At 70.2% G+C, this 20,370-nt stretch carries 15 protein-coding genes; 2 read left to right on the plus strand and 13 right to left on the minus strand.

What is annotated here, in order from left to right; translation table 11 throughout:
* The first annotated feature begins 125 nt into the window (after positions 1–125).
* Complete coding sequence (gene pgl / locus EDF55_RS03480) at positions 126–896, plus strand: 6-phosphogluconolactonase (protein ID WP_123653515.1); 771 nt, start codon at positions 126–128, stop codon at positions 894–896.
* A 285-nt stretch (positions 897–1,181) separates the two neighbouring features.
* Here pgl and EDF55_RS03485 read toward each other — a convergent pair whose 3' ends face one another.
* The 11 genes from EDF55_RS03485 to uvrB form a co-directional block, all read right to left on the minus strand.
* Entirely contained in the window at positions 1,182–1,541 is a 360-nt protein-coding gene (locus EDF55_RS03485) for an RNA polymerase-binding protein RbpA (protein WP_123653516.1), read from the minus strand.
* 3 nt (positions 1,542–1,544) lie between these two features.
* Positions 1,545–1,796 carry a preprotein translocase subunit SecG gene (gene secG, locus EDF55_RS03490; RefSeq protein WP_056124375.1) on the minus strand — a complete coding sequence of 84 codons (252 nt, stop codon included), beginning with the start codon at positions 1,794–1,796 and terminating at the stop codon, positions 1,545–1,547.
* A gap of 109 nt (positions 1,797–1,905) precedes the next feature.
* Entirely contained in the window at positions 1,906–2,685 is a 780-nt protein-coding gene (gene tpiA / locus EDF55_RS03495; protein ID WP_123653517.1) for a triose-phosphate isomerase, read from the minus strand.
* A gap of 40 nt (positions 2,686–2,725) precedes the next feature.
* Positions 2,726–3,943, minus strand: coding sequence for a phosphoglycerate kinase (locus tag EDF55_RS03500; RefSeq protein ID WP_123653518.1), 1,218 nt, complete (start codon positions 3,941–3,943; stop codon positions 2,726–2,728).
* A gap of 2 nt (positions 3,944–3,945) precedes the next feature.
* Entirely contained in the window at positions 3,946–4,950 is a 1,005-nt protein-coding gene (gene gap / locus EDF55_RS03505; RefSeq protein WP_123653519.1) for a type I glyceraldehyde-3-phosphate dehydrogenase, read from the minus strand.
* Between the two features lie 177 nt (positions 4,951–5,127).
* A complete protein-coding gene (gene whiA, locus EDF55_RS03510; protein ID WP_123653520.1) occupies positions 5,128–6,108 on the minus strand; it encodes a DNA-binding protein WhiA in 981 nt (326 codons plus the stop codon).
* Between the two features lie 80 nt (positions 6,109–6,188).
* Positions 6,189–7,076, minus strand: a complete 888-nt coding sequence (gene rapZ, locus EDF55_RS03515) for an RNase adapter RapZ (protein WP_123653521.1) — start codon at positions 7,074–7,076, stop codon at positions 6,189–6,191.
* 150 nt (positions 7,077–7,226) lie between these two features.
* The gene (gene uvrC / locus EDF55_RS03520; RefSeq protein ID WP_123653522.1) at positions 7,227–9,302 is read right to left on the minus strand and encodes an excinuclease ABC subunit UvrC; all 2,076 of its coding nucleotides are present in this window, start codon (positions 9,300–9,302) and stop codon (positions 7,227–7,229) included.
* Positions 9,303–12,422: an excinuclease ABC subunit UvrA gene (uvrA, locus tag EDF55_RS03525; RefSeq protein ID WP_260235769.1), complete on the minus strand. Its 3,120-nt coding sequence runs from the start codon at positions 12,420–12,422 to the stop codon at positions 9,303–9,305.
* Between the two features lie 48 nt (positions 12,423–12,470).
* Positions 12,471–13,391 (minus strand): SDR family NAD(P)-dependent oxidoreductase, encoded by a 921-nt coding sequence (locus EDF55_RS03530; protein WP_123653523.1) that lies wholly within the window; start codon positions 13,389–13,391, stop codon positions 12,471–12,473.
* Entirely contained in the window at positions 13,381–15,459 is a 2,079-nt protein-coding gene (gene uvrB / locus EDF55_RS03535; RefSeq protein WP_123653857.1) for an excinuclease ABC subunit UvrB, read from the minus strand. The genes EDF55_RS03530 and uvrB overlap by 11 nt, the downstream gene beginning before the upstream one ends.
* A gap of 190 nt (positions 15,460–15,649) precedes the next feature.
* Between uvrB and EDF55_RS03540 the strand changes: the two genes are divergently transcribed.
* Entirely contained in the window at positions 15,650–16,978 is a 1,329-nt protein-coding gene (locus tag EDF55_RS03540; RefSeq protein ID WP_123653524.1) for an MFS transporter, read from the plus strand.
* Between the two features lie 559 nt (positions 16,979–17,537).
* On the opposite strand, the gene EDF55_RS03545 is transcribed toward EDF55_RS03540, so the two are convergent.
* Positions 17,538–18,869 (minus strand): acyltransferase, encoded by a 1,332-nt coding sequence (locus EDF55_RS03545; protein WP_123653525.1) that lies wholly within the window; start codon positions 18,867–18,869, stop codon positions 17,538–17,540.
* A complete protein-coding gene (locus tag EDF55_RS03550) occupies positions 18,866–20,365 on the minus strand; it encodes a class I adenylate-forming enzyme family protein (protein WP_123653526.1) in 1,500 nt (499 codons plus the stop codon). The genes EDF55_RS03545 and EDF55_RS03550 overlap by 4 nt, the downstream gene beginning before the upstream one ends.
* Positions 20,366–20,370: the final 5 nt, after the last annotated feature.

The raw sequence follows: 20,370 nt of genomic DNA on the forward strand, positions 1-20,370 counted from the left end.
CGGTCGCCCGGTCCTCGTCGTCGAGACGGGGTCCGGGTCGCCCGGCTCCGTCGTCGAGACGGGGTCCGGGCGCACGGACCGACGGCGGTCACATCGGGTGGCCGCTCCACGAACACGGGAGTCACGTGACCAACGAACGGCGGGTGCTGGTGCACCCGGACAAGCAGGCCCTCGGCGCCTCCGTCGCCGCACGCTTCATCACGAAGATCATCGACGTGCTCGACGAGCAGGAGCGAGCGGACATCGCCATCAGCGGTGGTTCGGTCTCGTCCCTCGTGCTCGCCGCCATCGGTCAGTCCCAGGCGCGTGAGAGCGTCGACTGGTCGAAGGTGCACGTCTGGTGGGTCGACGAGCGCTGGGTTCCGGAAGGCGATGCCGACCGCAACATCACCGGCACGCAGACCGACTTCTTCGACCACGTGACGATCCCCGCGTCGAACATCCACCCGATGGCCGCGTCCGACGCCGGACTCACCATCGAGGACGCCGCTGCCCAGTACGAGCGCGAGCTCCAGGCAGCAGCGCCCGACTCGGCCGTCGCGCCGAAGTTCGACATCACGCTCCTCGGTGTCGGCCCGGACGGCCACACCGCGTCGCTCTTCCCGGAGTTCCCGCAGCTCTCGGTCACTGACCGCATCGTGCTGCCGGTCGACGACTCCCCCAAGCCGCCGCCGCAGCGCCTGACGCTGACCTACCCGGCGATCAACGCATCGCAGCGGGTGTGGGTCATCCTCTCCGGCGCCGAGAAGGCATCGGTGCTGGGGCTCGCCCTCGCCGGCGCCGCCGTGGACGAGGTCCCCGTCGGTGGCGTGCAGGGCCGCAAGCGCACCGTGTTCTTCGTGGACCAGGACGCCGCGCGCGACGTCCCGGAGAACCTGATCGCGTCGACCTACTAGTCACGCGTCGCTCCGACGGGAGGCCCGGTGCCAGCTGGCACCGGGCCTCCCGTCGTCCGTGGGGTGCGCCCGCCCGGCCGGCCCGTCCGGCCCGTCCGGCGGACCCGTCCGACCCGGTGAGATCGCACTTCGTGTCGGGCGCGTGCGGCGCGAGGCGACGCGAAGTGCGATCTCGGCGACCACCGGCGACCCCGGCGCGCCCGGCGCCGCCCGCGCCGCGCGCAGCGCGCGCCCGCGGCACGACGAAGGCCCCCGCACCGGAGTGCGGGGGCCTTCGTGGACGAGCTACTTCGCGGTACCGCGACGCTGCCGGAGCTGCTGCAGCGCGTCTTCCAGGAGCTGCGCCGCTTCCTCTTCGGTGCGGCGCTCCTTCACGTACGCGAGGTGCGTCTTGTACGGCTCGGTCTTCGTGACCTGCGGAGGATTCTCCTTGTCACGACCGGCCGGGAGCCCGGTGGACGGCGAGTCGACCGTCTCGGGGATCTCCTCGTCGGGGAGGTTCGCGGCGAAGTACCGCACGACCTCGTTGCCGAGGGCGTCCCAGTAGGAGATCGCCACCCGCTCGGCCTGGACCCCGCGGTCCTGCTCCCCCATCGGGCCCGCGCCAACGCGCGAACCCCGGATTGCACTGCCTCCGCTTGCCATGGATCAGCTCCCCGCTGTGAACTTGTTGATGAGACCGAGCACGATGATGCTCACGATCCAGAGGAGACCGAGGATCACCGTGATCCGGTTCAGGTTGCGCTCGGCCACGCCGGACGCCCCGAGGTTGCTCGTCACACCGCCGCCGAACATGTCGGAGAGGCCGCCACCGCGGCCCTTGTGCAGGAGGATGAGGAGCGTGAGCAGGAGACTCGTGATAGCGAGGAGCACCTGCAGCACGACGGAGAGTATCGCCACGACGTACCTTTCGTGTCAGTCAGCCGTACGAGTATACCGGCCGGGCAGTGCCCGGCCGGTACCTCGTGCGGGAGTGGTGCAGAACGGGCTGCGAGAGCCGAGCGGACTGCTACAGCCCGACGTGCTGCCGGAAGCGCGCGATGGCCGCGAACTCCTGCACGTCGAGTGAAGCGCCGCCGACGAGCGCGCCGTCGATGTCGGGCTCGCGGAGGAACCCGGCGATGTTGCCGGACTTCACCGAGCCGCCGTAGAGCACCCGGGTCTCCGCGGCGATCTCGTCGCCCCAGGCCGCGGCGATGCCACGACGGAGCGCAGCGCACTCGTCCTGGGCCTGCTCGGCGGTGGCGGCCTGTCCGGAACCGATGGCCCAGACCGGCTCGTACGCCACGACGACCTCGGACGGCTTGACCGCGTCGAGCACGACCTGCAGCTGCTCGACCGGCACGACGCCGGCGCCGCGCTCGTCGCGCTGCTCACCGGTCTCGCCGACGCAGACCAGCGGGACGAGCCCGTGCTTGACGGCCGCAGCGGTCTTGGCTGCCACGACCTCGTCGGTCTCGCCGTGGATGGTCCGACGCTCGGAGTGGCCGACGATCACGTACGCGGCATCGAGTGCCGCGAGGAACGCGCCGGACACGTCGCCCGTGTAGGCGCCCGAGTCGAACTGGGACAGGTCCTGCGCGCCGAAGCGGATCGGGAGCTTGTCCGCCGAGATGAGCGTCTGCACGCTGCGGAGATCAGTGAAGGGCGGGAACACCGCGACCTCGACGTCGTCGAAGTCGTGGCGGGCGTCCTTCAGCGTCCACGCGAGCTTCTGCACGGTGGCGATGGCCTGGAGGTGGTCCAGGTTCATCTTCCAGTTGCCGGCGATGAGCGGCGTGCGGTTCATGCTGCGCCTCCCGAGAATCCAAGACGGAGCGGCGTGCGGGTCATGCGGACCACCCCAGTGCTTCGAGGCCGGGCAGCGACTTGCCCTCGAGGAACTCGAGGCTCGCGCCACCGCCCGTGGAGATGTGGCCGAACTGGTCGTCGGTGAACCCGAGCGACCGGACCGCAGCGGCCGAGTCACCACCGCCGACGACCCCGAGGCCGTCGACCTCGGTGAGCGCCTGCGCGACGGTCTTGGTGCCCGCGGCGAAGGCCGGGAACTCGAACACGCCCATCGGGCCGTTCCAGAACACGGTCTTCGAGGAGGAGACCGCCGCCGCGAAGCGAGCAGCCGTCTCCGGGCCGATGTCCAGGCCGATGCCGTCGGCGCCGAACGAGGAGGACTCGATGGCGTCGGCGGCGACCGTCTCGTGGTCGGCGTCGGCCGAGAAGCCGGACGCCACGACGACGTCGGTCGGCAGGTCGATCGTGACGCCGAGCTCCTTCGCCCGCGAGAGGTACTCGCGGACGACGTCGAGCTGGTCCTGCTCGAGCAGGGACTTGGCGACGCCGTGGCCCTGTGCGGCGAGGAACGTGAAGAGCATCCCGCCACCGATGCACAGCGTGTCCACCTGCGGCAGCAGGTGGTCGATGACGCCGAGCTTGTCGCTGACCTTCGAGCCGCCGAGGACGACCGTGTAGGGCCGCTCCGGGTTCTTGGTCAGTCGCTCGAGCACGCGGAGTTCGGTCTCGATGAGCTCACCGGCCGCCGAGGGCAGCGCGGATGCGAGCTCGTACACGGAGGCCTGCTTGCGGTGCACGACGCCGAACCCGTCCGACACGAAGGCGTCGGCGAGGGCGGCGATGCGGTCCGCGAAGGCACCGCGCTCGGCGGCGTCCTTCGAAGTCTCCTCCGGGTTGAACCGGAGGTTCTCGAGCAGCAGGACGTCGCCGTCCCCGAGGGCCTCGGCCGCGGCGGTCGCGTCGTCACCGACGGTCTCGCCGACGAACGTGACCTCTTTCCCGAGCAGCTCGGAGAGCCGCTGGGCCACCGGCGCGAGCGAGTACTCGGGCTTGGGCTCGCCGTCGGGACGGCCGAGGTGGGAGATCACGATGACGCGTGCTCCGGCGTTGATGAGCGTGTTCAGCGTGCCGAGCGACGCCCGCACGCGGCCGTCGTCTGTGATGACGCCGTCCTTGAGCGGGACGTTGAGGTCACAGCGGACGACGACGCGCTTGCCGGAGAGGTCGCCGAGGCGCTCGAGGGTGCGGAGACTCATGCTCAGAGTCGCTCGCCCACGTACTCGGTGAGGTCGACGAGGCGGTTCGAGTAGCCCCACTCGTTGTCGTACCACGAGGTGATCTTCACGAGGCCGCCGATGACCTTGGTCAGGCCGGAGTCGTAGATCGACGAGTGCGGGTCCGTGGTGATGTCGGTCGACACCAGCGGGTCCTCGCTGTAGAGCAGGATGCCCTTGAGGGGGCCCTCAGCGGCTTCCTTGTACGCGGCGTTGATCTCGTCGACCGTGACCTCGGACTTGGTCTCGAGCGTGAGGTCGGTGATCGACCCGGTCGGGACCGGCACGCGGAGCGCGAAGCCGTCGAGCTTGCCGGCGAGCTCCGGGAGGACGAGGCCGATGGCCTTCGCCGCACCGGTGGAGGTCGGCACGATGTTCAGGGCCGCGGCACGGGCGCGACGCGGGTCCTTGTGCGGGCCGTCCTGCAGGTTCTGGTCCGCCGTGTACGCGTGGACCGTCGTCATGAGACCGCGCTCGATGCCGAACTTGTCGTGGAACACCTTGGCGAGCGGCGCGAGGCTGTTCGTGGTGCAGGACGCGTTCGAGATGATGTTGTGGTTCGCCGGGTCGTACTGGTCCTCGTTCACGCCGAGCACGATGGTGACGTCGTCACCCGTGGCCGGGGCGGAGATGATGACCTTCTTGGCGCCCGCGTCGATGTGCTTCTGCGCATCGGCGGCCTTGGTGAAGAAGCCGGTCGACTCGATGACGATGTCGACGCCCAGCTCGCCCCAGGGGAGGTTGGCGGGGTCGCGCTCAGCGAGGACCTTGATCGGCTTGCCGTCGACGACGATGTTGTCGCCGTCGAGCTCGACCGTGGCGGGGAGCTTGCCCGTGATCGAGTCGAACTTGAGCAGGTTCGCCAGGGAGGCGTTGTCGGTGAGGTCGTTCACCGCCACGATCTCGAGGTCGCTGCCCTTGGCCAGAGCGGCCCGGAAGAAGTTACGGCCGATGCGGCCGAAGCCGTTGATACCGATCTTGACGGTCAATGGATCTCCTGGTGGGTGTGGAGCGCCCAGGGGGCGCTGCTTTCGGAGGCGCAGACCCTTCGCGGGTCCGCGTGTGGTGGACGATACGCCCCGTAACGTCGCCGTAACGACCCTAGCAGTCGGGGGATCAGCCCCCGCCCGTGTGACGTCCAGGAACCGCAGGGCCACGACGACCGGTCAGGCGCCCTCGAGCTCCTCGGGGACGCTGGCCTCGGTGCCGGGCACGTTCAGCTCGACGGCACGCTTGTCGGCCATCGCGAGGAGTCGGCGGATGCGGCCGGCGATGGCGTCCTTCGTCATGGGCGGGTCCGCGTGCTGGCCGAGCTCGTCGAGCGAGGCGTCACGGTGCGCGAGGCGCAGGGAGCCCGCGTACTGCAGGTGGTCGGGGACCTCGTCGCCGAGGATCTCGAGCGCACGCTCGACCCGGGCGCACGCGGCGACGGCGGCCTGGGCGGAGCGGCGGAGGTTCGCGTCGTCGAAGTTGACGAGACGGTTCGCGGTGGCGCGGACCTCGCGACGCTGCCGCATCTCCTCCCACTCCGCGGTGGTGCGGGCGGCGCCCATCACGGTGAGCATCTGGCCGATGGCCTCGCCGTCGCGGATGACGACGCGGTGCACCCCGCGGACCTCACGGCCCTTCGCGGCGACCCCGAGGCGCGACGCGGCTCCCACCAGGGCCATCGCTGCTTCGTTGCCGGGGCAGGTGACCTCGAGCGCGGCTGCCCGGCCCGGGTCGGTGAGGGTGCCGGCGGCGAGGAAGGCACCGCGCCAGATCGCGGCGAGGTCCTCGCGGTTGCCGGTGGTCAGGCGGTTCGGGAGGCCGCGGACCGGACGGCGACGGGCGTCCATCAGGCCGGTCTGGCGTGCGAGGGTCTCCCCCGCCTCGAGCACGCGGACCAGGTAGCGGGTGCCGCGACGGGCGGATGCCGAGGACCCCACCGATGCCTCGCTCCGGACGCCGTACAGCTCGGCGAGGTCCTTGCGGACCCGGTGCACGATGATCCGGGTGTCCAGCTCGACCTCGACGGCGATCCTGCCGGAGATGACGTGCAGGCCACCCGCGAACCGCAGGATGGTCGCGAGTTCGGCGGCACGGACCGTGTTGCGGCCCACGACGACCCTGGCCAGTTCGTCCTTGACCTCGGCAGTCAACGGCACAGCATCATTCCTAACGTTCATCTGGTGGTGGGGGGACCGTGGCCCGGTGGCGCGCACGTGTTGAGCGGCCGGTGGGACGGTCACTCCCGGCCGAGATCTCGGTTCTTCACACGCACGGCGACGTTGGGCATCCCACGGAGGAGGCTCGCCAACTCGGCGACGATGGCGACCGAGCGGTGCTTCCCGCCGGTACAGCCGATGGCGATCGTAGCGTGTCTTTTGTTCTCGCGCTGGTACCCCTCGAGCACGGGCTCGAGCACGGAGGCGTACCGGTCGACGAACGGACGGGCTCCGGACTGTGCCAGGACGTAGTCGGAGACCGGCTTGTCGAGGCCGGTGTGGGCCCGCAGTTCCGGGACCCAGTAGGGGTTCGGGATGAAGCGGACGTCGGCCACCATGTCGGCGTCGGCGGGCAGCCCGTACTTGAACCCGAAGCTCATCAGGGTGACCTGGACGCCGGTGAACCGGTCCTCGGCGAACTTCTCGGTCACCGTGTTCGCGAGTTGGTGGATGTTCAGGTCGGACGTGTCGATGATCACGTCGGACGCCTCGCGCAGGCCGAGCAGCCGGGTGCGCTCCCGGGCGATGCCGTCGAGGAGCGTGTCCTCCCCCTGCAGCGGGTGCGGCCGGCGGACCTGCTCGAACCGGCGGACGAGCACCTGGTCGGTCGCCTCGAGGAAGAGCATGCGGACCCGCGCCGACGTCGAGGACCGGAGCTGCTCGACCGCGTGGTCCGGGTCGGTGAAGTACCGCTCACCGCGGACGTCGACGACGACGGCGAGCTTCGGGATCTTCTCACCGGCCCGGTCCGCCAGGTCGGTCAGCGTGGCGAGCATCTGCGTCGGCAGGTTGTCGACCACGTACCAGTCGAGGTCCTCGAGCGCCTTGCCGACGGTCGAGCGCCCGGCACCGGACATCCCGGTGACGATCAGGACGTCGTGCTGGGGCTTCGGTTCGGTGTCGGTCATCTGGGAGATGTGCTCCGTCGTCGCTGCCCGGGCGCGTCGCCCGAGCGGTCGTGTGGCCCGCGTGAGCGGCCCGGTGGTCTGTTGCTCGGCGACCAGGCTATCGCCCGGCGCGTGGGTGCGCTCCGGGCGGCCTGGAGGCTCCTGGTGGCGTCATGCAGGCAGGTGCGGACCGTCGCTGGTCACCGCTGGGACCCGCACCGGGCCTCCAGACCGGATCACGTCCGACGCATCGGACGCTTCCGACGGGACCGGTGCGCTCGTCGGGGTCGGGCCGGTCGGCGTGCTCGCCGGGACGGTCTGCAGCTTCCGGACCACCGCGGCGGCGGTCGCCGGGCCGACGCCCGGGACCTCGCCGATCTCCTCGGCGGTGGCGGACCGCAGGCGCGTCACCGAGCCGAAGTGCTTCAGGAGCGCACTGACGCGGCTCGGGCCGAGGCCGGGGATCTCGGAGAGCTGCGTCCGGACGTCCCGCTTCCGGCGGCCGCGCTGGTGCGTGATCGCGAAGCGGTGCGCCTCGTCGCGGATGCGCTGGATGAGGAAGAGCGCCTCCGAGTTGCGCGGCAGGATCACCGGGAAGTCGTCGTCGGGGAGCCAGAGTTCCTCGAGCCGCTTCGCGATGCCGACGAGCGCGATGTCCCGAACGCCGGCTTCGTCCATCGCCCGCTTCGCTGCCTGCACCTGCGGCTGCCCGCCGTCCACGATGAGCAGCTGCGGGCGGTACGCGAACCGCTTCGTCGGCTTCTCCACCGCGACCACGCCGTCCGCGTTCTGGTCCGGCTGGTCCGGGAGCTCGGCGTCCTCGTCGAGGCGCGCCAGCCGCCGGGTGAGCACCTGGTGCATGCTGTCCGTGTCGTCGCGGGTCTCCGCGATCGAGTAGCGGCGGTACTGGTCCTTGCGGGGCAGGCCGTCCTCGAACACCACCATCGAGGCCACCACGTTGGTGCCCTGCAGGTGCGAGATGTCGTAGCACTCCATGCGCAGCGGGGCCTCGGTCATGCCGAGGGCGTCCTGGATGTCCGCGAGTGCTGCCGCTCGGGTGGTGTAGTCGGCGGAGCGCTTGGTCTTGTAGAGCATCAGGGCCTGCTGCGCGTTCTGCGACGCGGTGCGCGCGAGTCCCGCCCGGTCGCCGCGCTGGGCGGTGCTGAGCTTGGTCCCGCGGCCACCACGACGTTCGCTGAGCCACTGCTGCAGGGCGTCGGCGTCCTCCGGGAGTTCCGGGACGACGACTTCGCGCGGTGGTTCCTCGGTCGTCGGACTGTGCAGCGCTCCGGCTGCCCGCGGCGACAGCTCGCCATCGGCATAGACGCCCTGGACGATCTGCTCCACCAGGTCCCCGGTGGAGATGTCGAGTTCCTTGTCCACGACCCAGCCGCGCACACCGCGGATGCGGCCACCGCGGACGGAGAACAGCTGCACCGCGGCCGCCAGTTCGTCCTCGGCGATGCCGAACAGGTCGAGGTCGACGGAGTCCCGGAGGACCACCGCGGACTTCTCCAGCACGGCTTCGAGCGCTTCGACCTGGTCGCGGTACTTGGCGGCCTGCTCGTACTGCATCGCGTCCGCCGATGCGCCCATCCGCTGCCGGAGCTCGGTGATCACCCGACGGTCGTAGCTGTTCATGAAGCGCACGAACTCCTCGACCAGGGCACGGTGCTCGGCGATCGTCACGCGCTGCGAACAGGGTCCGCCGCACTTGCCGATCTGCCCCGGGAAGCACGGCTTGCCCGTCTGCATGGCGCGCTTGTACGACGAGTCCGAGCAGGTGCGGATCGGGAACACCTTGATCATCAGGTCGATGGTGTCGTGCACGGCCCAGATCTTCGGGTACGGCCCGAAGTACTTCGCGCCCTTGATCTTCCGGTTCCGCGTCACCATCACCCGCGGGGCTTCGTCGCCGAGGGTGATCGCCATGTACGGGTACGACTTGTCGTCCCGGAACTTGACGTTGAACGGCGGGTCGAACTCCTTGATCCAGGTGTACTCGAGCTGCAGCGCCTCGATCTCGGAGCCGACCGTCGTCCACTCGACGCTCTTCGCCGTCAGGACCATTCGCCGCGTGCGCTCGTGCAGCGTCGGCAGGGGCGCGAAGTAGTTGCTCAGCCGTGCGCGGAGGTTCTTCGCCTTGCCGACGTAGAGCACCCGGCCGTTGCCGTCACGCCAGCGGTAGACGCCCGGGTCGGTCGGGATGTCCCCCGCCTTCGGGCGCCACGAGACGGTGTCCGCCACCTACCGAGCACCCGCCTTCTGCTTGTCTGACTGCTTGTCCGCGGTCTGCTTCTCTGACTGCTTGTCCGCGGTCTGCTTGTCCGCGCCGCTGCTGCGCTTCAGGGCACCGAGCTTGGTCTCGTCGACCTTGCGCGCGCCGACCGAACGCTCCTTGCCCACGCGGGCGTCCTGCGCCTCGAGGATCTCACGGAGGAAGACGCCCGTGTGGCTCTCGGGGACGTCGGCGACGTGCTCCGGGGTGCCGGTCGCGAGGACCGTGCCTCCACCCGAGCCGCCTTCCGGACCCATGTCGATGAGCCAGTCGGCGGACTTGATGACGTCGAGGTTGTGCTCGATCGTGATGACCGTGTTGCCCTTGTCGACCAGGCCCTGCAGCACGAGGAGCAGCTTCCGCACGTCTTCGAAGTGCAGACCCGTGGTCGGCTCGTCGAGGACGTACACCGTGCGGCCGTTCGAGCGGCGCTGGAGCTCCGTCGCGAGCTTCACGCGCTGGGCTTCGCCGCCGGACAGGGTCGTGGCGCTCTGGCCGAGCCGCACGTAGCCGAGGCCCACGTCGACGAGGGTCGCCATGTACCGGTGGATCGCGGAGATCGGCTCGAAGAACTCGGCCGCTTCGCTGATCGGCATGTCGAGGACCTCGGAGATGTCCTTGCCCTTGTAGTGCACCTGCAGCGTCTCGCGGTTGTAGCGCGCGCCGCCGCAGACTTCGCACGCGACGTAGACGTCGGGCAGGAAGTTCATCTCGATCTTGATCGTGCCGTCACCGGAGCAGTTCTCGCAGCGACCGCCCTTGACGTTGAAGCTGAAGCGGCCGGGCAGGTAGCCGCGGGCCTTCGCTTCGGGGGTCTCCGCGAAGAGCTGCCGGATGCGGTCGAACACCCCGGTGTAGGTCGCCGGGTTCGAGCGCGGGGTGCGGCCGATCGGGGCCTGGTCGACGTGCACGACCTTGTCGAGCTGGTCGAGGCCCTTCACGCGGGTGTGCTTGCCGGCGATGTGCCGTGCGCCGTTGAGCTGGTTCGCGAGCACCTTGTAGAGGATGTCGTTGACGAGCGTCGACTTGCCGGAGCCGCTGACGCCGGTCACCGCCGTGAACACGCCGAGCGGGAAGTCGACGTCCACTTCCTTGAGGTTGTTCGCGCGGGCGCCCTGCACGCTGATCACGCGCTTCTTGTTGATCTTCCGGCGCTCGCTCGGCATCTCGATCGCCCGGCGACCGGCGAGGTAGTCCCCCGTGATCGACTCGCGGTTCTCGATCATCTCGTCGTAGGAACCCGAGTGCACGACGTTGCCGCCGTTCACGCCGGCACCGGGGCCGATGTCGACGACCCAGTCGGCCGTCCGGATCGTGTCTTCGTCGTGCTCGACGACGATGAGCGTGTTCCCGAGGTTCTTCAGCTTGACGAGGGTGTCGATGAGGCGCCGGTTGTCGCGCTGGTGCAGCCCGATGCTCGGCTCGTCGAGGACGTAGAGCACGCCGGTCAGGCCGGAACCGATCTGGGTCGCCAGTCGGATGCGCTGCGCTTCGCCGCCGGACAGGGACCCCGCCCCGCGCGAGAGCGTGAGGTAGTTCAGCCCGACCTCGAGCAGGAACTCGAGGCGCGCCCGGATCTCCCGCAAGACCGCCGCCGCGATGTGGGCTTCGCGATCCGTCAGGGTCAGGGTCTCCATGAAGGAGTACGCGTCGTCGAGGCTCAACTCGGTGACGTCGGCGATGCTGCGGTCCGCGACGGTCACGCCGAGCACCTCGGGCTTCAGGCGCGTGCCGTCGCACACCGGGCACGGCACTTCACGCAGGTAGCCCTGGAAGCGCTGCCGCTGTGAGTCCGACTCCGCTTCGGCGAACTTGCGCTCGATGTAGGGCATCACGCCCTCGAACCCACTGGTGTAGCGCATCTCGCGACCGAACCGGTTGCGCCAGGACACCGAGACCTCGAAGTCCTTGCCGGTCAGGATCGCTGCCTGGACCTTCGGGTCGAGCTGGTTCCACGGGGTGTCGAGGCGGAAGCCGAGCTCCTTGCCGAGGCCAGCCAGGAGCTTCTCGAAGTAGGAGTACAGGCCGCTGGTGCCCGTCCAGGGCAGCAGCACACCGTCGGCGAGGGAGGCTTCGGGGTCGCCGAGCACCAGGTCCGGGTCGACCGACATGCGCGTGCCGAGGCCGGAGCACTCCGGGCACGCACCGAACGGCGCGTTGAACGAGAACGTCCGCGGCTCGATCTCGGTGAGGGCGAGCGGGTGGTTGTTCGGGCAGGACAGGTTCTCGGAGTAGGTCCGGACCGCGCCGGGCCCTTCGTGGTCGACGAGGTCGATCGCGACGGTGCCGTTCGTCAGGCGCAGGGCGGTCTCGAGGGAGTCGGTCAGACGCCCGAGGATGTCGTCACTGGCCACCAGGCGGTCGACGATCACCGAGATGTCGTGCTTGACCTGCTTCTTCAGCGTGGGCGGGCTGCTCAGCTGGATGCGCTCACCGTCCACGATGGCGCGCGAGTAGCCGGACGCGGCGAGCTCCTGGAAGAGGTCGACGAACTCGCCCTTCTTCTTGGACACGATCGGCGCGAGGACCTGGAACCGGGTGCCGGTCTCCTGCGTCATCAGCTGGTCGGCGATCTGCTGCACGCTCTGCTTGCTGATCACCTCACCGCAGACGGGGCAGTGCGGGATGCCGATGCGCGCCCAGAGCAGGCGCATGTAGTCGTAGACCTCGGTGATGGTGCCGACGGTCGAGCGCGGGTTGCGGTTCGTGGACTTCTGGTCGATCGACACCGCGGGCGAGAGCCCCTCGATGAAGTCGACGTCGGGTCGGTCCACCTGCCCGAGGAACTGCCGGGCGTACGCCGACAGGGACTCCACGTAGCGCCGCTGCCCCTCGGCGAAGATCGTGTCGAACGCCAACGAGGACTTGCCCGACCCGGACAGGCCGGTGAACACGACGAGGGAGTCGCGCGGGATCTCGAGGTCGACGTCGCGGAGGTTGTGCACGCGCGCACCGCGGACGCTGAGCGTCGAGGTGCTGTGCGGTGCCGTCCCACCGGGGAGGTGCAGGTCTGCGGGCTCGAGGTCCACGGATTCGCCGAATGCGTTCCGGCCGGCGGTCGCGGAGTCACGATCAGAGGTGATGGTCATCACCGACGATTCTACGAACCGGGTCCGACATTCGCCCGCGCGCGGCGCTCACACGAGTGCGTCGAGAGCGAACGCCACCCCCGAGGCGCGCTCGCTGGCCACCCAGAGCCGGGCTGCTTCGGTTCGGTCGTGGGCGCGGGGCTGCGCCCGGACCACGGCGGCCGGCCCGCGGAGCTGCATGAACCCCGCCGGTCCCCAGTACTGCCCCGAGCGGACCGCGTCCGGCCCGTCGGCGGCACCGACGGCCGCGTGCACGATCGGCAGGGCGCCGGCGTCCTTGCCCTGCGCGTACAGGCGCTGCCCCGGACGGGTCCAGCCGGGCTCGGTGCGCGCCGGGGCCACGAGCGGCCGGGACGGAGCCAGCGCGTCGAGCGACAGCCCCGGGTGTGCGACGACGCTCGACACCGAGGACCCGGCGTCGGCCAGGCGCTCGGCCAGCTCGAACCCGAACAGCATCACCGCGAGCTTGCTCCGGCCGTACTGCCCGTAGCTCGAGTAGCGCCCGACCCGCAACGGGTCACCGGGGTCGAGGGACGCCCAGCGGTGCGCGATCGACCCGAGGTGCACGACCCGGCCGGCGGACTGCTCGAGCAGGGGCAGGACGAGCCCGGTGAGCGCGAAGTGCCCGAGGTGGTTCGTCCCGACCTGCAGCTCGAACCCCTGCGCGGTGGAGCGCCGGGTACCGGAACCGACGACGCCGGCGTTGTTCACCAGCGCGTCGACGGGGCCACGCCGGCCGAGGTCGTCCGCAGCAGCCCGCACGCTGTCGAGGTCCGCGAGGTCGACGTGCAGGTGTTCCAGCGCAGCGTCCGGCACGTGCTGCCGGATGCTCCGCTCCGCGGCGTCGGCGCGCTCCGGACTGCGGGTCGCGAGCACCACACGGTGCCCGGCGGCGGCGAGCTGCTCCGCCGCCCAGTACCCGAGCCCCGCGCTGGCGCCCGTGACGACGACGCGGCGCTCAGTTGACATGCCCGGCTGACTCCATCTGCCGCAGCGCCTTCTTGAGGTCCTGGACCTCGTCGCGGAGCCGTGCTGCCAGCTCGAACTTCAGCTCAGCCGCTGCCTGCAGCATCTGGTCGTTGAGGTCCGCGATGGTCGCTTCGAGCTGCGTCGCACCTTCGCCCGCGATGCCGGTGCGCTTGAGCGACGGCGTCGGCGACCGCTTGCCGTCCCGCGCGCTGCTGTTCCGGCGTTCGAGGAGTTCCTTGGTGTCGTCATTCTCGCGCGCCAGTGCCTCGGTGATGTCGCCGATCTTCTTGCGGAGCGGCTGCGGGTCGATGCCGTGCTCGAGGTTGTACGCGACCTGCTTCTCACGACGGCGGTCGGTCTCCTCGATCGCCTGCTTCATGGAGTCGGTCATCTTGTCCGCGTACATCAGCACCTGACCGGAGACGTTGCGGGCGGCACGCCCGATGGTCTGGATGAGCGAGGTCGACGAGCGCAGGAAGCCTTCCTTGTCGGCGTCGAGGATCGCGACGAGGGACACCTCGGGCAGGTCGAGGCCCTCACGCAGCAGGTTGATGCCGACGAGCACGTCGTAGACGCCCTGCCGCAGCTCGGTCAGGAGCTCGACGCGCTTCAGGGTGTCGACGTCGGAGTGCAGGTACCGCACCCGCACGCCGGCGTTCCCGAGGAAGTCCGTCAGCTCTTCGGCCATGCGCTTGGTGAGCGTGGTGACGAGCACGCGCTCGTCCTTCTCCACGCGGACCTGGATCTCTTCGAGCAGGTCGTCGATCTGGCCGTCGGAGGGCTTGATGACGATCTCCGGGTCGACCAGGCCGGTCGGTCGGATGATCTGCTCGACGACGCTGTCCGTGATCCCGAGCTCGTACCGTCCGGGCGTCGCCGAGAGGTAGACCTTCTGGCCCGCGCGCTCGAGGAACTCTTCCCACCGCAGGGGGCGGTTGTCCATCGCGCTCGGGAGCCGGAAGCCGTGTTCCACGAGCGTGCGCTTCCGGGAGGCGTCGCCTTCGTACATCGCGCCGATCTGCGGCACGGTGACGTGCGACTCGTCGATCACGATGAGGAAGTCGTCGGCGAAGTAGTCGAGGAGGCAGTGCGGGGCTTCCCCCGGCATCCGGCCGTCGACGTGCCGCGAGTAGTTCTCGATGCCGGAGCAGAACCCGATCTGCTCCATCATCTCGATGTCGAACGTGGTGCGCATCCGGAGCCGCTGGGCCTCGAGCAGCTTGCCCTGGCCTTCGAGCTCGGCGAGCCGCTCGGCCAGTTCTTCCTTGATGGTGCCGATGGCGCGGTGCATCACGTCGGTGTCGGCGACGTAGTGCGACGCCGGGAAGATCGACACGGCGTCGAGGTCTTCGATCACGTTGCCCGTGAGCGGGTGCAGCGAGCTGAGCGCTTCCACTTCGTCGCCGAACATCTCGATGCGGATCGCGTGCTCTTCGTACATCGGGATGATCTCGATGGTGTCGCCGCGCACGCGGAAGGTGCCGCGGGCGAAGTCGACGTCGTTGCGCTGGTACTGCATCGCGACGAACCGGCGGACGAGCTGGTCGCGGGAGATCGTCTGGCCGCGGGTCAGCGCCACCGAGGCGTTCATGTACTGCTCCGGCGTGCCGAGGCCGTAGATGCAGGAGACCGTCGAGACCACGACGACGTCGCGCCGACTGAGCAGCGAGTTCGTGGTGGAGTGCCGCAGCCGCTCGACCTCGGCGTTGACCGAGGAGTCCTTCTCGATGAAGGTGTCCGTCTGCGGGACGTACGCCTCGGGCTGGTAGTAGTCGTAGTACGAGACGAAGTACTCGACCGCGTTGTTCGGCAGGAGGCTGCGGAACTCCGTCGCGAGCTGCGCCGCGAGGGTCTTGTTGTGCGCGAGGACGAGCGTCGGACGCTGCACCTGCTCGATCAGCCACGCGGTGGTCGCGGACTTGCCGGTACCGGTCGCGCCGAGGAGCACCACGTCGGTCTCACCGGCGTTGATCCGGCCCGCGAGTTCGGCGATCGCCGCGGGCTGGTCGCCGCTCGGCGAGTACTCGCTGATCACCTCGAACGGGCGGACCGCGCGGGTGGGTTCGATTGCCACTGCCATGCCCTCAATGCTAGGCGGGGCCACCGACAGCGAGCCGGGGTGCTCGCCCACGGCGTAGCGCGTCCTGCTGGCCCATCGGATTCCGCGACGAACCATCGAGGATCCTGATAGAAACCAGGGTTAGCGTCCCAACCGTTCAGCAACCCGACCAGCGCTCACTCCCCCGAAGAGGCCCCCAATGACCACGGCGACTCCCGCCGCACCGACGAAGGGCACCCCGTTCCGCGGACGCATCCGCGGGCGCGTGCTCATCCTCCTGTGCTTCATGTACGCGATCTCGTACGTCGACCGCACCAACATCTCCACCGCCCTGCCGCACATCACCGCGGAGTTCGGCTTCAACGAGGCCACGGCCGGCCTGATCATCTCCGCGTTCTCGCTGCCGTACGCGCTGCTGCAGGTGTTCGGCGGAACGATCAGCGAGAAGTTCGGTCCCCGCAAGTCGCTCTTCGTGATCACCGTGATCTGGGGCGTCGCGACGCTCCTCACCGGGTTCGCGGTCGGGTTCTGGACGCTCTTCGCCGCCCGCGCGCTCCTCGGCCTCAGCGAAGCGGCGGCGTTCCCGACCGCGACGCAGGCGATGAGCCGGTGGATCCCGCGCGACCGGAACGGCTTCGCGCAGGGCGTCGTGCACTCGGCCGCCCGCCTCGGCAACGCGCTCGCACCGCTCGTCGTCGCCTACTTCATCGCGATCAGCGGCTGGCGCCTCGCGTTCTTCGCGACCGCCGTGCTGTCCTTCGCGTGGGCCGTCGTCTGGTGGTTCTTCTTCCGCGACAAGCCCGAGTCCGCGAAGGGCATCAAGCCGATCGAGCTCTCCGAGCTGCCCCCCGTCGAGACCCGCGCCACGCGTCCGCCGGTCCCGTGGGGCCAGATGGCGAAGCAGATCCTCCCGGTCACGTTCGTCGACTTCGGGTACGGCTGGACGCTCTGGGTGTTCCTCACCTGGCTGCCGACGTTCCTCAGCTCGACGTACAACCTCGAGATCGGGTCGTTCGCCCTCTTCACGACGCTGATCCTGCTCGCCGGTGTCGTCGGGGACACGGTCGGCGGCATGCTCAGCGACCGCATCATCCACCGCGGCGGCAACACCCGGAACGCCCGGCGAACGATCCTGGTGATCGGCCTCGGCGGCTCCCTGATCTGCCTCATCCCGCTCGTGATCGGGCAGGGGCTCGTCGTCGCCACGATCTCGCTCGCCCTGTCGTTCTTCTTCCTCGAGCTCTGCAACGCGAACCTCTGGGCGATCCCGATGGACGTCGCACCGCAGTGGTCCGGCACCGCCTCGGGCTTCATGAACACCGGCTTCGGCATCGCCGGCGTCGTCTCCCCCATCGTGTTCGGTCTGCTCATCGACGCCTCGGGCTGGCAGCTGCCGTTCGCGCTCTCCTGCGCGCTGCTGTTCGCGGCCGCGGTCGTCGCCTGGTTCATGAAGCCGCAGCGCCTCACCATGACCGACGGCGTGCTCGAGATCGGCACCCCGAAGGCGGAGCAGCAGCCCACCGCCTGACCCCGCCACCCCGAGAGCCCGCCCGGTCCCCGACCGCGCGGGCTCTCGTGCGTCCGGTGCGCGTACGGGCGCGACGAAGGCGACACCACACGTGCGTTCGCGCCGCGCTTCCCATCGTCGCCTGTCGCTCGATGTGCATGCATCGGGGCAGGCGACATCGGGTACACGAATGCGCGGCGCAGATCGGCGCACGGTGTCGCATGGCACGCCGACACCGGCCCGCCGCAGGGACGGCGCGTCGCGCGTCGACCGGCGGACCCGCACCACGCGCAGCGCACGGCGACCACCCACCCGACGGGAGGCCCGGGTCAGTCGCGCGCACCCGTGCGCGACCACCCACCCGACGGGAGGTTCGGGTCTGTCGCGCGCACCCGTGCGCGACCACCCACCCGACGGGAGGCTCGGGTCGGGCCCGCACCGAGCCTCCAGGCCGGCACGTGGCCAGCCCACCGCCGGACGCACGCCGCGACGTCGACGCACCACCCGACGGGTCCGCGAAAGCGACAGTGGTCGCGTGCCAGGCACGCGACCACTGTCGCTTTCGCGGACCGCTCCCGCGCTACGCCCGCGAAGCGCCCGAAGCCGCCGAAGCCGCCGGCACCGACGGCGCAGCCGCAGCCGCCGCACGCTTCGCGGCGCGCGCCGCACGCACCTTCCGGGACGACAGCGACGGACGACCGGTCAGCGGCACGCTGAGCGGGGTCCAGCGGAACACCTCGGTGATCGCGACCGCGAGCACGACCACGAGCAGGTAGGTGACGAGCGTCAGCCAGGGCTTCGGGACGAGAGCCTCGAGCGGGCTCGACCCGTACAGCAGCAGCCAGATGACCAGCGGGTGGCTCAGGAAGATGCCGAACGACCGGTCCGAGGCGTAGTCGACGACCTTCGCCAGCCGGCTCTCCGGGACGCGACGGTCCGCCCACCAGGCGCCGATCGCCAGGAAGCCGACGAAGACCACGGTGCTCCACACGGCCTCGATCGGCTGCAGCGGCGTGCCGGCAGCGTACGGCGACTGCCCGGCGAGCAGCTGCACGACGAACACCGCGAGGGTGAGCAGCGCTCCCCCGAGGAAGGCCCACATGATCCCGCGACGGTACGTGCGGATGAACCCGAGGAACCGTTCGGCGTGGTCCGCCGCGATCGCACCGGACACGATGAAGAACACGTACGAGAAGAAGAACTGCTTCTGGTACCCGTTCAGCCAGGCGTCGCTGGCGGGGAAGTACTTGTAGCCGGCGAAGACCACGAGCTGGAAGACGAGCGAGACGACCAGCACCCAGACGTGGTGCCCGCGGGTCTTCCGGACCAGCCACATGATCGCGGGGAGCAGCAGGTAGACCTGCATCGTCACGAGCAGGAAGTACAGGTGGTACTTCGCGGTCCCCGTCACGACCCCGGTCGCGAAGGTCGTCACGAGCGCGGGCACGTCGCCGCGCTGCCCGGGGTCGAGCAGCCACGCGGACGCCACGTAGACGAACGACCACGCCAGGTACGGCACCCCGACGAGCAGGAAGCGCTTCGGCCAGAACACCGACATCGGCTTCGGGCGGATCGAGTAGCTGTAGACGAGCACGAACACGGTGAGCGTGAAGAACACCAGCCGCGTGAAGTGCAGCAGCGAGAGGAGTCCGGCGAGCCCGATGTCGTCGGACGCCATCGTGTGGCTCGTGGTGTGCACGCCGAGCACGCACGCGAACGTCAGGATCCGGAGGACGTCGACCTCGTACAGGTGCCGCGGTTTGCCGGAGGCGGTCCTGGTGGGGGTCTGCACACCGACGGGCTGCGCCGGCGCGTCGACCGCGCCGTGGGGCTTCGCCGGGGTGTCGGGCTTCGCCGGGGTGTCCACCGCGCCGTCCGAGCCCGGGCGCGTTCGCTGGTCCGTTCCGCTCACGACGCCGCCATCCCGCGGACACGCGCCCGCTGGATCTTGCCCGTCGGTGCGCGCGGCAGGTCCGGTACGACGACGATCTCGACCGGGCGGCGGAACCGCGTGAGCGAGCGTTCGGCGCGTGCGGTGAGGTCGGCGACCAGTGCCTCGGCGTCGACGGGTTCGTCGGGCTGCGGGATCACGTACGCGATCGGCACGCTCCCGAGGACGTCGTCCGGGCGGCCGACCACGACGGCTTCGAGCACGCGGGCATCGCCGAGGAGCACGTCCTCGACCTCCGACGGGTAGACCTTCTCGCCGCCGCGGTTGATCACGTCGTCGGAGCGGCCGGCGAGGGCCACCCAGCCGTCCTCGGACACCGAGCCGACGTCACCGGTCGAGAGCCAGCCGTCGGCGTCGAAGCGTTCGGACGCCCGGCCGAACAGGTACGAGTGCACGATGCCGGGCCCGCGCACCCAGAGCGCACCGACCTCTCCCGCGGGCAGCACGGCGCCGTCCTCACCGCGGACCTGGACCTCGGAGCCGACCGGCACACCGACGGTGCCGGCACGCGCGGGAGCGTCGAGCGGCGTCGCCGTGATCTGGCTGGCACCCTCGGTCATGCCCCAGCTGACGATGAGCGGGACGTCCCCGAGCGCGGCGCGGACCGGGTCCGGCAGCGGCGCGGAGGCGCTCCGGACGAACCGCAGTCCGGCCGGGAAGTCGAGCGGGCCGGTCTTCGCGAGCACCGCGAGGATCGCCGGCACCGCGTTCAGCCAGGTGATCCGGCGCTCGGCGAGGAGCTCCCAGAAGCCGGTCCGGCGGAAGCGGCGGTCGAGCACGAGCGTGGCGCCGGCGACCAGGGTCGCCAGCAGGCCGACCACCTCGGCGTTGACGTGGAACAGCGGCAGCGAGTTGAACCCGCGGTCGTCCCGCGCCAGCCGGTTGTGCCGGGCGACGGCGTGCGCCACGAACAGCAGCTGCGACTCGGGCAGCTCGACGCCCTTCGGCGTCCCGGTCGAACCGGACGTGAACAGGACGACGGAGCCCTCCCCCGGCGCGTCCGGGCTCTCGCCGGGCAGGTCGCCGTCACGGACGTCGGACGGGAGGCCCGTGGCCGGGTCGACGCGGGCGGCCGGCGCCCCGGGGATGGTCGCGTCCACGGCACGGTCCGACACCACCATCGACGCGCCGCCGAGCAGGTCGGCGAGGCGTGCCGGCTCGGTGGTCGGCTGTCCGGTGTCGACGGGGACCGCGCGACGGCCGGAGGCCACGGCGGCGAGGTGCACGACGGCGAAGGACAGCGGGTCCCCCACGTCCACGAGCACCGCACCGGAGTCACCGACCCCGATCACGTCGAAGGTGGCGGCCCACGCATCGACGGCGGCACCGAGCGCGCCGTAGCTGAGGATCCGGCCGGACCGGGCGTCCTCCAGGTACACGCGGTCCGCGTCGGTGGCTGCGCGCTCCCGGATCAGCGCGCGCAGGCTGGGTTCAGGTGATCGACCTTCTTGCTGCACCAGCC

The organism is Curtobacterium sp. ZW137, assembly GCF_003762905.1.
Taxonomy (GTDB): domain Bacteria; phylum Actinomycetota; class Actinomycetes; order Actinomycetales; family Microbacteriaceae; genus Curtobacterium.